The sequence below is a fragment of the Tatumella sp. JGM91 genome (assembly GCF_018257575.1).
Lineage (GTDB): Bacteria > Pseudomonadota > Gammaproteobacteria > Enterobacterales > Enterobacteriaceae > Tatumella > Tatumella punctata.
The window spans coordinates 232,420-248,643 of sequence record NZ_JAERJP010000002.1 but is presented as its reverse complement, the minus strand read 5'-3'; the positions used below and the strand labels follow the sequence as shown (position 1 = coordinate 248,643).

The window sequence follows — 16,224 nt, the reverse complement described above, 5'->3', positions numbered from 1 at the left end:
CCTTATTTATCCGATGAATTATCGAACTGTGATGATAAATATTGTTTAGTCTGATCCATCTGTGACATGACTTTATTCAGTTCAGTAAACTGGGTTTTATAACGGGCCATGGTACTGTCTATAGCTGACTGCATATTGTCATAACGTTTACTTAAATCTTCGTAATTGCTGTTGAGTGAATCAACGGCATTTGCCAGTATCCCCTTGTTTCCGACGCCATCACTTAGCATGCTGGTCAGTGTATTATTCATCAGGGTGGCAAAACCGGTGGTTTTACCGTCGCCGGTAAAAAAGGCGATCACTGCCCGGGGATTGTTTTGTAATGCGTCATTGAGTTTCGTGTCATCGACAGTCAGGATCCCTGATGAGCCATCGGACTGAATGGTCGGATCCATGCTGATCCCCAGCTGGGCGGGGATGGTAAAAGCGCCCGGCTGTGACTGTGTCAGCATGGATTGCAACCGCACCTGGATATTACGCACGGTACCATCGCCGATCAGCGGCCCGTTGGAAGAACTGTCCTGTGCGGCGGCCCCGCTGCCGGAAAAACTGGTCAGGGTGGCAATTTCAGACTGTAGTTTGTTATAAGCGGTGACCCAGTTTTTGATGGCTTTAACACTGTCATCAGTGTTGTTGCCGATGGTCAGGGTTTCTTCATTTTGTGACACGGATTTGAGGTTCAGTGTGATCCCTGCCGGTGCGCCGGTGACCGTATTACTTTTACTGTCGATTGCAATGCCGTTGACCGTCAGTTTTGCGTCCTGGCCGGCGCTGGTCTGATGCAGGGCTGATGTGCTGTCGGAGGCAGAATAACCGATAATACTTTGCAGTTGATCATCACCGCTGACTGACAGGGAAATATCATTACCCGCTCCCGTGTCTTTGGCGGTCAGTGACAGATAATATTCACCGTCGGCGGCACGGATGCTGGTGGCATTAATTGCCGCACCGCTCTGGTTTATGGCATTGACAATACCATCCAGCGATGTCTGCTCATCACTCAGGGTCAGCGTGACCGGGCTGCCCTGACCGGTTTGTAATGTCAGGGTACGGCTGCCGGTAGCAGAACTGCCCAGTGGCGTGGTATTGCTGCCGATGCTGCCGGATAATACCGACTGTGCTGTCGCCAGCTGGCTGACTTTTATCTGGTAGTTACCGGTGACGGCACTGCTGTCAGTTGACGCGGCGAAGGACTGATTACTGCTGGTTACCGCGGTTGCATTAAAGGTTGACGCTTTGGTCAGAGCAGCCAGCGCAGTTTGTAAACTTTGCAGACTGCTTTTTAGCTGTCCGAAAGCAGATATTTTATTTTTACAGGCTGTGGCTTCATTAGTAATAGGGGTGAGCTTCGCTTCCTCAGATGCTTGCAGGTTATTATACAGGTCGGTCAGGTTCAGGTTGCTGCTGATATCCAGGTTGCTGATGGCGGTCATAATGGGATCCCGTATTGATAAAGGTGTAACCGGAGTATCGGCGCGAAATCCTAAAGGTTTATCTGCCACCGGACGGTGATACGGGTCCGTTGAATACACCGCTCAGCACAGGATGAGGTTTTTTTAGACGGCTGGCTAAAGTTAAGCGCTGCATCACCGATATCAGTCATGAACGCAAAAGGGTTGAACCTTTTTGCTTATCCAATCAACTTTCATTTATTGAAGGATAAAATCATGGCTGTTATTAATACTAATATCATGTCGTTAACTACCCAGACTAATCTGAATAAAGCACAGTCAGCACTGGGTACAGCGATCGAACGCCTCTCTTCCGGTCTGCGTATTAACAGTGCGAAAGATGATGCTGCCGGTGAAGCGATTGCCAACCGTATGTCATCTAATATCCGTGGTCTGACCCAGGCATCCCGTAATGCCAACGATGGTATTTCTCTGGCTCAGACCGCAGAAGGTGCCCTGAATGAAATGAATACCAACTTGCAGCGTATTCGTGAGCTGACAGTGCAGGCTAAAAACGGGACTAACAGCGCGGATGATATCAACTCAATCCAGGCGGAAGTGGATGCCCGGCTGGCAGAAATTAAACGTATCGGCAGTGCGACTACCTTTAACAATATTCAGTTGTTCGACAGTACTAACACCAGCGTCAATATTCAGGTTGGTGCAAATGATGATGCGGGTGCTAACGTCATTTCTATTTCTTTGTCAGATAATGGCTTCAAAGCACAGACTCTCGGCAGCGATTACAGTGTTACCGGCGCAAGTGCCTTGTCGGATATCGATGCCCGAATCTCCGATGTCGATACCGCACGTAGTGGTCTGGGTGCGATTCAGAACCGTTTTGAATCAACCATTAATAACCTGAATGCGACAGTCAATAACCTGTCAGCCTCTCAGTCACGTATCCAGGATGCGGACTATGCAACGGAAGTTTCCAGCATGTCCCGTGCGCAGATCCTGCAACAGGCCGGTACATCGGTGCTGTCAAAAGCCAACCAGGTCCCGCAAACCGTGCTTTCCCTGCTGCAAAATTAATTTGTTTCACCCTGATTTACCGGACCCCGCACTGCGGGGTTTTGTTGCGGGTAACGGGCAGAAGGACAAATTATGCAACGTATTCTTTTTTCGACAGATAAACTGCGGCAGGCCACTGCCGCCGAAGCAACCATTCTGTGCCTGGCTGGCTGGTTTTTGCGCCATGGCTGGGCAGTTGATGTTTGTGCGCGGTTGATTGACGGGGACTATTATCAGCAATTATCCCGCTGGGCTGCCAGCGGCCGATTACGGATTTTTACTGATGATGATCATCAATCCGGTGCAGATCCGCTGGCAGATGACGATGCAGACTACGATCTGCTCTGGATCTGTGGTGGTTACCTCGCCAGCGGACTAATCGACCGTTTACAGCAGGGGACCATTACCGGCCGTTGCCTGTTTCAGCATTTTACTGCTTCGGCGGGCAGACCTTATTATTCTGGCAGTAGCAGCGAGAATGCCCTGGCATGGCGGATTCTGACGGATTCAGCCCTGAGTTATGCGGCACTGTCACTGCGTGGTGTCTATGCGCCATCCCTGCGTTTAATGCCACTGGCGTTTGATGATCAACTGGTATGCTCTTCATTTTGTCCGCCTGCCGGTCCGTTACGGAAAATACTCTGGGCCGGCGATCAGTATTGCCCGGCGATAGATCTGCTCAGCCAGTTGCTGAATATGCAGAATATCCGCCTCGATTTCCTGCCATCGGGTCAGCAGGCTGCGTTATTAACCAGTCATAAATTAACGGAATATCAGCTGGTTATCGGAGAGAATCAGCTGATTGCCAGCGCGCTGTGCCTGGGGATCCCGGTGTGTGTCGCCGGGCAGGGGGGATGGTGCGGTTATCTCGCCGCAGGGGACGGGTTTCAGCGGGCAGCCGACAGTTTTTTTACGGCGTCGGAGGGGACTGAGATGGACGGTCATCAGTATTTTGATGCGTTAATCGACGGTTATCCGGCGGCACAGCAATGGGCGGCGTCTTTCAGGGATCAGGCCCTCAGTCGCTGGTCATTTTCGGCATTGTTACCGCCTTTGCTTACAACCCTGCCCGCAGGGATCCCCCTGACAATGACGGCCGCAGAGGCTACAGAATGGCGGCTGGCCAGAAATATCCTGGCACAGCAGGCAGACAACAGCCGGCAATTATTACAATGGCTGAACCACCGGCAGATCAGTGAAACCCGGCGGGCGGTATTGCTGGCGGTGACAACAGGCCATGGTGAGGTTGCCAGTATCGGGGTGATCATCCTCGACCGCCGGCAGGACCGCGAAGCCTGCGAAGTCACCCTGCGATCACTCGAACAACAGAGCCTGAAGCCGCGACACTGTGTGTTGATCAGTGAGAAAGAATACCCGTTTCTGAGTGTCATATGCGGGGAACAACTGAAGATGCCGGCCGATAGCCGGGGGGTACAGCAGGTTGTCAGCGGAGTCCCGCTTCACAGCTGGCTGATTGTTGAGGCCGGAACCCATTGCCTGAAAGATAGCTTATTATTATTTGCCGATCATCTGTTACAGCATCCGCTCACTGCTGTCTGCTACAGCGATATTTTGCAGGGGACGCGGTTAGCGGATGCCAGCCTTGTACTGAAGCCGGACTGTAATATTGATTTGCTGCGCAGCCAGGCTTACCCGGGCGAAGAGCTGTTGATCACCACGGCCTGTCTTAAAGATCATCTGCCCCGGTCGCCGGTGTCTGATGAGCTGATGTTCTGTGAGCTTATCTGGCGGGTGATCGAATCTTCCGGACCCTCAGCTATCGCTCATCTGCCGGAAGCCCTGTTATTGATCCCGCACCGGGTGACATCAGATCAATTACCAGTATTGCGACGGAAGATCACTGTTCAGCATTTGCAGCGTTGTGGTATTGAGGCAGCCGAGGTCAAAGATCAGCAAAATGGTGTCGATCAGGTCAGTTATCCGCAACCGGTAAGAGCGCGTGTCAGTATTATCATTGTGACTAAAGATCAGCAGGCATTACTGCAACACTGCCTGGAGTCTGTCACCGGACAGACAGACTGGCCGGATTATGAAGTACTGGTAGTGGATAATGGCTCACAACAAGCGGCGGCCCGTGAATATCTGGAGCAGTTACAGGCACTGCAGTTAGCAAATCTCCGGCTATTGCGCTGGCCGGGTGTATTTAATTTCGCTGCGATCAATAACTTTGCTGCGGCACAAGCCAGCGGAGATTATCTGCTGTTTCTGAATAACGACTGCCAGATAAGCCACCGCGATTGGCTGACTGAATTACTGAAGGTCGCGGCACGGCCGGAGGTTGCTGTTACCGGTGCGAGGCTGCTATACCGTGACGGACATTTGCAGCATGCCGGGTTTGTTACCGGCATTGAACAAGGGGTCGCCGGTATCTACTGTGGAGCCCCGGCTGAGGCGGCGGGCTATTTTCATTATCTGCACTGTGCGCAACAAGTCTCTGCGGTCAGTGCCTCCTGTATGATGGTCCGGCGTGAAGTCTTCGATGCTGTCGGCGGATTTGATGGTGTAAATTTTGCCGCCGGACAGGCTGATGTAGATCTCTGTCTGAGGATACAGCAGGCAGGATATCTGGTGGTCTGGACGCCACAGGCAACGCTTTACCATATGGGCGGGGCAACACGGTTATCTGCGGCCTGTTATCCGTCGGAGTGTACCGCCGGGCAGCAGGCGCTTGATGCGTTACGTCAGAGCCGTAAAGGAGCCTTATGCCGGGATATTCGCTACCATCGTCATTTAAACCGCAGTGGCCAGTTGTTCAGTCTGTCAGTGCGTACCGACAGACTGCAGCTTCCGTTACCGGGACGACCACTACCGGTGATGATCGCCGGACATGTGAATTTTACCGGCTGCGGTAATTACCGTGTGATACAGCCCTATCAGTTGATGGAACAGCAATTACAGCTGGAGGGCGGCCTGATTCATGGTCTGCCTGCCGCGATGGATATCGCTGAACTGCAACCGGATAGTGTGCTGTTACAGATGCCTTTCGACCCGCAGGTTGAAGAAACTCTCCGCCAGTACCGGCAAATGAGTTCAGCCAAAATTATAATGGAATATGATGATTATTTCGTTACGCTTCCGGCCAGTAATCATCATCGTCATAAACTCCCCAAAGATATTGCCGGACAGCTGCGCCGGACCATGAGCCTTGCCGATCATCTGGTGGTGTCTACCCCGGCACTGGCCGATGCCTACGCTGATTTTCACCGGGATATTCGTGTTGCTGAAAACCGGCTTAACCCGCAACAGTGGGGAGCGTTAGCCAGTCATCGCCGCCAGGGAAAAAAACTCCGTATTGGCTGGGCCGGTGGTGATAGTCATCAGGGCGACCTGGCGATTATCCGCCCGCTGGTGCAGGCATTACAGGATGAAGTCGAATGGGTCTTTATGGGGATGAAACCATTACAGGTACGCTGTGAATTTCACTGCGGTGTGCCGTTCGACTGGTATCCGCAAAAACTGGCCAGTCTGAATCTGGACCTGGCACTGGTTCCCCTGGAGATAAACCTGTTTAACGAATGTAAAAGTAACCTGCGGTTGCTCGAACTGGGGGCTTGCGGGGTACCGGTTATTTGCAGCGATATTGAGTCTTACCGCGGTCAATTACCGGTAACGCGGGTTAAAAACCATTTTAAACACTGGCTGAAAGCGATCCGTGAACAGTTATCTGATCCGCAGGCACTGGCCCGCAGAGGGGATGAACTGCAACGGGCGATCCGCCGGGACTGGCTGCTGACCCCGGATAACATTGCCGAATGGCGGCAGGCCTGGCTGGGGACACCGGCAACACTGATCAGCAAGGGGATAAGCGATGACTGAGCGGAGTGAACGGATCGGGGTAGGTATTGTGACTTGCAATCGTAAGCCGGGTTTACTCAGGCTTTATCAGTCTCTGCCGCGGCACCAAATAGATGCGCTGATTATTGTGAATGACGGTGAACCGGACGCCGCCTATCAGCAACTGGCGGCGACACTGGTCCAAAATGAGGAGAACCAGGGGGTCGGCAGAAGCAAAAATACCGCATTACGTTATTTGCAACAGCAGGATATCGAACATTTTTTCCTGATCGAAGATGATATTTACATTAAAGATCCGCGGGTGTTTGAACGCTATATCACCGCTGCCGCAGAAACCGGGATTCAGCATTTTAATTTTGCATTGCACGGCCCCTATAACGTCACTGACGATGGGGTACCGCGTCCCAGACTGCAAGTAAATTATCCGTCATTTTGTCTGCCTTTGTACCCGAGTTGTGTGGGTGCCTTCTCCTATTACAGCAGATGCTGCCTGCAACAGGCCGGGCTGATGGATGAGGTATTTTATAATGCCCTCGAACATGTGGAACATACCTGGCGCATTATTGAAGCGGGAATGCACCCGCCATATTCCTACTTCGCCGATATCGAAGACTCGGGGAATTATCTCGGCGATGAAGGCTGGAGTACCAGCCAGTCGACGATTTGCCGGCAGATGACTTTCCGTGCTGTCTGTCTGGCGGCGGCGATGCAATTTAATGCTAAATACGGCTATATGTTGTCAGAATTACCGGTCCCGCAACCGGATATCGCACTCAGAGTCCTTCGTACCATCAGGCAACGTTTTTCCCGGTGTGTATAAGGCTGTATACAGGTCGAAAACTGCGATTGTCAGCGGGATAACAACTTAAATTTTAAGCCTTTATTCAGCCGATGGTTGTCCTGCCCGCGGACTGATAATTTCTCCACAGCTTGATTAATTCAGGACAGAAAGCGTGGAGAGTTTATATACCGCAGGAGGGGTCACTGATAAACAGGAGATCTGGCTGCAATATGTACAACTGGTGCGACATGAAGCCCTGCGATTACAGGTACGGCTGCCCGCCAGTGTTGACCTGGATGATTTGATCCAGGCCGGAGGGATCGGGCTACTGAATGCGATTGAACGCTATGATGCTGCGCAGGGCACCGCATTTACCACTTATGCGGTCCAGCGGATCCGTGGCGCGATGCTGGATGAGCTGAGAAGCCGCGACTGGGTGCCGCGCCGGGTCAGGCGCGAGGCCCGTGAAGTGGCTGCGGCAATTTCCCGTCTTGAACAGGCATCGGGCCAGCCGGCGGGTGAGCAGGAAATTGCCGCCAGCCTGCAACTGAGCCTCGTCGAATACCGGCAAATCCTGATGGAGACGAACACCAGCCAGCTGTTTTCTCTGGAGACGCTGTGTGAGGAAAACGGTGATGGTGCGGAACTGATGATAGAGCACCGTGAGGAGGCTAATCCGTTAAATCAGTTACTGGACAGCAGCCTGAGAGAACAGGTAATGCAGGCGATTGACGGATTGCCGGACCGTGAGAAACAGGTCCTCAGCCTTTACTACCAGGACGAACTTAACCTGAAAGAGATAGGCGCTGTTCTGAATGTCGGAGAATCGCGTGTCAGTCAGCTGCACAGTCAGGCAATCAAAAGATTGCGGGCACGTCTGAATGATGCTTAACGGAAGATTAACTCAGCGCCGGAGCGCGTAATGACTATGAAAACTAATAATCAGCGTTTGAGCCGCTATATTCGCGATTATAAATATGCACAACACCAGTGCTGTAGCTGTGGCAATGAGCTCAGCCGCGTTCGTTTATTATTGTCAGGAATACTGATCACCCATAAAGATATTATGCAAATGGACCGGCCGGTAACCCGTGAGGAATGGCAGATCTTTATGTCACGGCTTGAGCCTGTTTGCCGGTTCTGCTCTACGGTCAGCGCAGGGCGTCCGGCAGCATTATTTGATATTCCAAAATTTAAACAATATCTGCTGGAAGATAACAGTTTATGTCTGGCGACCGTACGTGAATATGTTATGCGCCTGAGAAGGCTGGATCTGGCACTGTCCCGGCAGGGAATGGCCGCTGATCAATTACCTGACCTCTCGTCTCAGGAACAGTGGGAAAGGTTACTGCCGGAAAAGAGCCGGATTAACTATCGTATCGCGCTGGCTAAGTATGCCTGTTACTTTCCGTAATCCCCGCTGTCGTGCCGAGGCAGTAGCGAAGCGTGGAACAGCAGTTACAGAGATTCAGCCTTATGGCCGGAATCTGCGGGCAATCGTAGCGGTGATCACCGGAGATGACTTGCCGCAACCGGCAGAAATTTTTTGATAAAAATACAGTACCGCAGGGGGATAGTATTTTTCAGGTAATTTTTGTATGTTGATGGTAATCCCTCCTTCCTGCGGTTTTTTCTGAAAATAAGATACGACTATGACGCGGCCATCATCGTTATACACCCGGCATATTCTGGAGGCCTCTGCTATTGATCCGGAAAAGCGATTCTATGATATCGAAAGTAATCTGCGATGTTACGGAATTACGGTAGTTAATAATCGCCGCCCTGAAGATATTATTGCTTATCATCAGACGATCTCCGCGGCGGGGGGGGACTATTGCAGCGCGATGGGGTCTGAGAACGAAACTATTTTCGATCCACATCTGGCGACGGAAAATCCGGTATTTATTTCTGTATTGATGCAGGGTGAACAGGTCATCAGTGGCTACGACCGGAAGTTATCAACCCGTATTCGGCCGGGAAGCTTATTTGTTCATCAGCGTGCTGATTATTTCCACTACCATGCTAAAGATGTTAAACAGCTTTATATTCTGCCGTCGACTAAATTAGTGACACCGGTATTTAACGGACGATTAAATCACCCGATAGTGGTCGTCGATCAGCATCCGCTGGCCGGTTTTATAAAATCGCATATGCAATTACTGGATATGGCTTCACAACACTTATCCCTGAGGGAAACAGAGCTGATAGTCGACGGTCTGATGAATATGGGGTTACTGATGTTGTCTGATATAGCCCGCGAGGCCGGACTCAGGGCTTCCGGGAAGCTATCCTGCCTGTATAACAGTGCTAATTCGATGATTATGCTGAATTTCAGAAACCATGATTTTGACCCGGACCGTTTATCAGTATTAATGAAATGTTCCCGTGCCAGCCTGGATCGCGCATTCAGGGAACAACATACTTCTGTCATGGTAACCATTAAAGAATGCCGGTTAACTGCCGCCCGTCATTTACTGGAAACAGATCCGCGGATGCGTATTGAACAGATTTCCTGGGCGTGTGGTTTTATTAGCCATTCAAGGTTTGGCCAGTTGTTCAGAGAAAAGTATCGTGTCAGCCCTAAGGTATGGCGTGATAATTACAATAGTAAAACATTATAAGTCATCCGGCCGAAGATGACTGATATTCAGCCGGGTCATCATATATCATCCATGATGATTAATATATTTAACCCGAAGATTATTTCTTCTGCAGAGAATTAATGCCGCCGTGAAGAAAAGTGCCTGGTTTTTCTTTCTTTAAAGTAAGAATACATAGAAAGTATAGCGACAATGAGCAGAGTTAAAGCCATTAATAATAAACTGACGGTGCCCGTATCCATAGCTGTCTTCCCCTGTCTGTTATGCTGAATTAAAGCGACGAACAATTGATCTGTAATGATTTTCCCCGGCGAGATTGTTCCGCGAAAGGGCGGATAACAGAGAGACTTGCAGAGTTAACGATACTATGGTGTGAAATTCAGGTCGGGGGAAGCGCATCCGGCCTCAATGTTGTTCAACTGGCCTCAGATAACGTCATCTTTACCGGACAGGTGTGAGCCAGAGATGAAAACGGCGATGCAGTTGCATCGCCGTGAGCGGTTATTGAAATCCCCGCTGAGGATAAGTATCAGCCGATGGTCATCAGGCTGGCATTCCCCCCGGCGGCGGCTGTATTGATACTGACTGTACGCTCGAGTAACAATCGTTCGGTAAAAATACCGGTCTCTCCGCGGGAAAAACCCTGTACCGGGACGATAGCACCATCACGCTGTGCTGTCTTTTCGCACAGCAGGCTCAGTTGATCAGCATCGCCGTGGAAAATAACAGCATCGTAATCCTCCCCGATGGCCTCCGGGCTGAGGTCGATCTGCTGCCGGACTGCCTCAGGCAGCTCACTCAGCCACTGTCGGTTATTGTCGCTCTCCTGCCACAATACACGACATCCGGTACAGATCACTGCAGCTAACTGGCACAGGGCATCAGCCTGATTGTCAGCAACACAGAATACCCGTTGACGAGGCAACAGGGCATAACTGTTACGCTCGCCCGTCGGGCCGTTTAACAGCCGGACGGTATTACTGTGGTTGTTATCTGCAAAATGACGACACTGTTGTTGTAACAGTGTATTTTTCTGCCCCGTGGCATAATCATTCAGCGCCGTAAACGGTGCAGACGGTATCTGGCTGGTCAGGGGGGACGATAAATGTGACAGTGTCACTGATATACCATTATCCGGCCGTGAAGAGAGCAGCCGGTACAGATATAATGGCCCGCCGGCTTTTGGCCCTGTTCCCGACAGACCTTCACCGCCAAATGGCTGAACACCGACAACCGCGCCGACCATATTCCGGTTGACATACAGGTTACCGGAGCAGATATCACGGGTGACCTGGTTGATAGTTTCATCAATCCGGGTATGCACACCAAAGGTAAGCCCGTAACCTGTACTGTTAATGTCCTCAACCAGTTGTGGCAGCTGGTTGCGGGCGTAACGTACCACATGCAGTACCGGCCCGAAAATTTCCTGTTGCAGATCCTGTGGGCTGTTAATTTCGATCAGGGCAGGGACCACGAAATGGCCATTCTGCAACGGGGTCGTTTTACCGCTATCCGGATGGGTAAGACGACTGACATTAAAGCCCTGCTGTGCCATTGATGATATATGCTGTTCAATCATTTGTTGTGCCTGCCGGTCAATCACCGGACCGATATCTGTCGCCAGGTATTCCGGATTACCGGTGCGGTATTCGGCCATCGCGCCGCGCAGCATCTCCAGAGTATGGTCTGCGATATCGTCTTGCAGACATAACAGGCGCAGGGCGGAACAGCGTTGTCCTGCACTGTCAAAGGCCGAGGCCACGACATCAGTCACCACCTGTTCAGTCAGGGCTGAGGAGTCAACGATCATAGCGTTAATTCCGCCGGTCTCGGCGATCAGCGGAACCGGCTGACCTGACGGGGTCATTCGTCCGGCAATATTCTGCTGCAACAGCGCCGCAACGGCGGTGGAGCCGGTAAAAATCACTCCGCGGATGGCCGGATCGGCAACCAGTTGTGCACCGACCGTTTTCCCTGAGCCTGGCAGAAATTGTAATACACCGCGCGGCACACCCGCGTCGTGCATAATTTGTACGGCTTTCATTGCTATCAGCGGGGTCTGATCGGCCGGTTTTGCCAGAACGGCATTACCGGCAGCCAGCGCGGCGGCAATCTGACCGGTAAAAATTGCCAGCGGAAAGTTCCACGGACTGATACAGGCGACCGGGCCAAGGGGACGGTGGGTGTCGTTATCGAAGTCGGTACGGACGGTATTGGCGTAGTAACGCAGGAAATCGACGGCTTCGCGGATTTCTGCTATCGCATTCTGGAATGTTTTGCCGGCTTCACGAACCAGAATCCCCATCAGGGTCTGTGTCTGGTCCTCCATGATCATCGCAGCGTTATCCAGAATACTGGCACGTTCCTGCGGAGGAGTCGCGAACCAGATGCTGCAGGCCTGAGTACTGGCTTGCAGGGCGGCGCTGACCTCCTGTGGTGTCGATTTTCGTACCATACCGACCGTATCCTGTTGTGCTGCCGGATTGATCACCGGTTGCGGATCAGGACGCTGATTATCCGCGGATAAGGGCGCATCAATCAGGGGTTCAGCCTGCCACAGTTGTGCAGCACTGTTCAGTAACGCGCTGGATAAAGAAGCAAGGCGGTGCTCGTTAGCCAGGTCCAGGCCCGCTGAATTCTGCCGTTCCGTGCCATAGAGCTCACGGGGTAACGGAATTTTAGGGTGTGGCAGACCGACCGTGCCTTCTTCCAGACCGGTTTGTTCGGTTGCCAGCACCGGGTCGATGATTAAATCGTCCAGTGACAGGGATTTATCGGCAATACGGTTAACGAAGGAGGTGTTAGCTCCGTTCTCCAGTAACCGCCGGACCAGATAGGCCAGTAATGTTTCGTGGGTGCCGACCGGGGCATAGATTCGGCATGGACGGCTCAGTTTTCCTTCGGCGACCGGACCGACTACCTGCTCATATAATGGTTCTCCCATACCATGCAGGCACTGGAATTCGTACTGACCCGGGTAATAGTTATTACCGGCCAGCTGATAGATAGCCGCCAGGCTCTGGGCGTTGTGGGTAGCAAACTGGGGATAAATCAGGTTAGGGACCGACAATAATTTGCGGGCGCAGGCCAGATAAGAGACATCGGTATAAACTTTACGGGTATAAACCGGGTAACCTTCAAGGCCTTCAGTCTGCGCCCGCTTGATTTCGCTGTCCCAGTAAGCCCCCTTAACCAGGCGGATCATCAGGCGGCGATGGCTGCGTTGTGCCAGCTCCGTCAGCCAGTCAATAACAAACGGGCAGCGTTTCTGGTAAGCCTGAATAACAAAACCAATGCCATTCCAGCCCTCCAGTTCCGGCTCAAAACACAGTTTTTCCAACAGGTCGAGTGACAGTTCCAGCCTGTCTGCCTCTTCGGCATCAATATTAATACCGATATCGTATTCGCGGGCCAGCAGCGTCAGTGATTTCAGCACCGGATAGAGTTCATTCATTACCCTGTCATATTGCGCCCGTTGATAGCGGGGATGCAGAGCGGAAAGTTTAATCGAGATCCCCGGACCTTCATAAATACCGCGGCCATTAGAGGCTTTACCAATAGCATGGATTGCCTGCTGGTAAGAGACCAGGTAAGCTGCGGCATCTTTACGGGTCAGTGCGGCTTCGCCCAGCATATCGTAAGAGTAACGGAAACCCTTATCTTCCAGTTTACGGGCATTAGCCAGTGCTTCAGCGATGGTCTCTCCGGTCACAAATTGCTCACCCATCAGACGCATCGCCATATCAACACCTTTGCGTACCACCGGCTCACCGCTCTTACCGATAATCCGGTTCAGGGAACGTGACAAGCTGGCCTCATTATGGGTAGCAACCAGCTTACCGGTGACCAGCAGTCCCCAGGTGGCGGCATTGACAAACAGTGAAGAGCTACGGCCAAGATGTGACTGCCAGTTGCCATGACTGATTTTGTCACGGATCAGGGCATCGCGGGTGGGCTTATCCGGAATACGTAACAATGCTTCTGCCAGACACATCAGAGCAACCCCCTCCTGAGAAGAAAGGGAAAACTCCTGCAGCAGGCTCTGTACCATACCTGAGCGCCCGCTGCTTACTTTCTGCTGGCGTAAGTTTTCGGCCAGCTGGTGTGCCAGCTGGCGGGTTTTTTCCGACTGTACCGGGTTTAACCTCGCCTGCTCAAGGATCATTGGCACACTATCCGTTTCCGGACGTCGCCAGGCGGCGGTAATCGCCGAACGGGTCACTGACTGTGGTAACACCTGTTCCGCAAAATCGAGAAACGGCTGCACCGGTTCTTCTCTGGCGGCCACAATGTCCGGATCATAACCGGCAGAAAGCTGTTCAGAAATATAAGGGCTGTGACCGGATTCAATGGCCTCCAGCAGGTTAAACACCGCCTGGCGAATTAACCAGTGAGGTGTCCGGTCTATTTTTAGTGCGGCTGACTTTAACCGCTCCCTTGTCTGTTCGTCGAGCTTTACACCCATTGTGGTGGTGGTTGCCATGTGAGTCTCCGTTTGCGGTTAATTATTATAGGTTGCACCTCAATATCACCGATGTTGCAACCTGTTGCAACTATGAAAAACTTATGAATATAAAAAGTATCATATCACCGGGTATTTATTGTGGTGATACAAGGCGGGGTGCATAGTTACCCTCCCGTAAAGAATAGCTATTTATCTATTAAAATCAGGGTTGCATAAAGTTGCAAAATCAAAAAAATTGATCAGGCGCGGATTACGGAGAAAAAAGGAGTGCACCAGGGTGAACAACATGTTACTTCATTGTTACAAGCGGGCAGGGGGAGTGAAAAAATACACGATATGTGCAGTTTCTATGCGTAAAGCCGGAGGAGTGACTATTTTGTCGTGCTATTTACGCTAATTGTGCCTGATAATAAAAGAAAAATGGAGACAAACATGACAATCAGTACCCCGTTAGTGGTGACATTTATTATTTATATTTTTGGCATGCTGCTGATCGGCTTCTTCGCCTGGCGTTCTACCAAAAACTTTGACGATTATATTCTCGGTGGCCGTAAAATGGGCAGCCTGGTCACTGCATTATCTGCAGGTGCATCGGATATGAGTGGCTGGCTGCTGATGGGGTTGCCTGGTGCTATTTTTCTGGCGGGTATTTCAGAAAGCTGGATAGCTATCGGTCTGCTGATCGGCGCCTGGTTTAACTGGAAAATTATTGCCGGTCGTTTACGGGTGCATACGGAGTATCACAATAATGCCCTGACTCTGCCGGACTATTTTTCCAGCCGCTTTGAAGATAACAGTAAATTATTACGTGTGATTTCTGCGGTCATTATCCTGGTATTTTTCACTATTTACTGCGCCTCAGGCATTGTGGCCGGTGCACGGCTATTTGAAAGCACTTTCGGAATGAGCTATGAAACAGCCCTCTGGGCCGGAGCGACAGCTACTATTATCTATACCTTCCTCGGAGGGTTTCTGGCCGTTAGCTGGACAGATACGGTACAGGCCGGCCTGATGATTTTCGCCCTGATTCTGACGCCGGTAATTGTGATATTTGCGGTCGGTGGTATCCCTGATGCGCTGGCAGTGATTGAAGCACACGGCTCCGGTTTTACCAATCTGTTTAACCGTATGGATTTTATTGCGATTGTTTCGCTGCTTGGCTGGGGACTGGGTTACTTTGGTCAGCCACATATCCTGGCACGTTTTATGGCGGCAGATTCGCACCGTTCAATGCATGCCGCAAGGCGGATTGGTATGACCTGGATGGTCCTTTGTCTGGCCGGTGCCGTGGCGGTAGGTTTCTTTGGCATCGCTTATTTTGATAATAATCCTGCGCTGGCTACAGCGGTAAATCAGAACGGTGAGCGGATATTTATTGAACTGGCTAAAATTCTGTTCAACCCGTGGATTGCCGGAGTCTTACTGTCGGCGATTCTGGCGGCGGTAATGTCCACCCTGAGCTGCCAGTTGCTGGTCTGTTCCAGTGCCCTGACCGAAGATTTTTATAAAGCGTTTTTACGCAAACATGCCGGACAACAGGAGCGGGTCTGGGTAGGGAGGCTGATGGTGTTGCTGGTGGCGATTATCGCAATACTGCTGGCCCGTGATCCGGATAACAAAGTCCTGGGGCTGGTCAGTTACGCCTGGGCAGGTTTTGGTGCGGCTTTCGGTCCGGTAGTATTGCTCAGTGTTTGCTGGAAACAGATGACGCGTAACGGGGCATTGGCCGGAATGATTGCCGGTGCAGTCACGGTAATTGTCTGGAAACAGTTTGCGTTATTCGGGTTATACGAGATTATTCCTGGCTTTATTGCCGGATTACTGGCGATTGTTATTTTCAGCTCAATCGGACCACGTCCGTCCCCGCAAGCATTACAGCGCTTTGACAAGGCCCGCCAGGCATTTCTGAGTGACTGATAACCGCTAAGATAACCACTGAGCAAAAAACCGTTCCATCGTCGATGGGGCGGTTTTTTTTCGATTTTATTCGCCTGACGGGAAATGTTTACTGACAGAACTTGCGTTTTTTATAAATGAGAATAATAATCGTAATTATTTACACTATTTTACCGATGCTGACGTTTCGGTATAAGGTCA

The 16,224-nt window shown here is 51.3% G+C and carries 9 protein-coding genes; 7 read left to right on the top strand and 2 right to left on the bottom strand.

Annotation, left to right across the window (positions count from 1 at the left end; genetic code table 11):
* Nucleotides 1-2: 2 nt before the first annotated feature.
* Nucleotides 3-1,433: a flagellar filament capping protein FliD gene (fliD, locus tag JK198_RS02670; protein WP_212710247.1), complete on the bottom strand. Its 1,431-nt coding sequence runs from the start codon at nt 1,431-1,433 to the stop codon at nt 3-5.
* A 234-nt stretch (nt 1,434-1,667) separates the two neighbouring features.
* On the opposite strand from fliD, the gene JK198_RS02665 reads away from it, so the two are divergent.
* The 6 genes from JK198_RS02665 to JK198_RS02640 all read left to right on the top strand — a co-directional run bounded on the left by JK198_RS02665 (nt 1,668) and on the right by JK198_RS02640 (nt 9,683).
* Nucleotides 1,668-2,486: a flagellin gene (locus tag JK198_RS02665; RefSeq protein WP_249213056.1), complete on the top strand. Its 819-nt coding sequence runs from the start codon at nt 1,668-1,670 to the stop codon at nt 2,484-2,486.
* Between the two features lie 72 nt (nt 2,487-2,558).
* On the top strand, nt 2,559-6,302 hold the full coding sequence (locus tag JK198_RS02660) for a glycosyltransferase (protein ID WP_212710246.1): 3,744 nt from the start codon (nt 2,559-2,561) through the stop codon (nt 6,300-6,302).
* Nucleotides 6,295-7,101, top strand: a complete 807-nt coding sequence (locus JK198_RS02655; protein WP_212709173.1) for a glycosyltransferase — start codon at nt 6,295-6,297, stop codon at nt 7,099-7,101. Before JK198_RS02660 ends, JK198_RS02655 begins: the two co-directional genes overlap by 8 nt.
* A 133-nt stretch (nt 7,102-7,234) precedes the next feature.
* Entirely contained in the window at nt 7,235-7,954 is a 720-nt protein-coding gene (locus JK198_RS02650; protein ID WP_212709172.1) for an RNA polymerase sigma factor FliA, read from the top strand.
* A gap of 30 nt (nt 7,955-7,984) precedes the next feature.
* Nucleotides 7,985-8,476, top strand: coding sequence for a flagella biosynthesis regulatory protein FliZ (locus tag JK198_RS02645; protein WP_212709171.1), 492 nt, complete (start codon nt 7,985-7,987; stop codon nt 8,474-8,476).
* A gap of 238 nt (nt 8,477-8,714) precedes the next feature.
* Nucleotides 8,715-9,683 (top strand): helix-turn-helix domain-containing protein, encoded by a 969-nt coding sequence (locus JK198_RS02640; RefSeq protein WP_212709170.1) that lies wholly within the window; start codon nt 8,715-8,717, stop codon nt 9,681-9,683.
* 508 nt (nt 9,684-10,191) lie between these two features.
* Here the strand turns inward: JK198_RS02640 and putA are convergent.
* On the bottom strand, nt 10,192-14,145 hold the full coding sequence (gene putA, locus JK198_RS02630) for a trifunctional transcriptional regulator/proline dehydrogenase/L-glutamate gamma-semialdehyde dehydrogenase (RefSeq protein WP_249213230.1): 3,954 nt from the start codon (nt 14,143-14,145) through the stop codon (nt 10,192-10,194).
* Nucleotides 14,146-14,559: 414 nt separating this feature from the next.
* On the opposite strand from putA, the gene putP reads away from it, so the two are divergent.
* Nucleotides 14,560-16,044, top strand: a complete 1,485-nt coding sequence (gene putP / locus JK198_RS02625) for a sodium/proline symporter PutP (RefSeq protein ID WP_212710244.1) — start codon at nt 14,560-14,562, stop codon at nt 16,042-16,044.
* Nucleotides 16,045-16,224 lie beyond the last annotated feature (180 nt).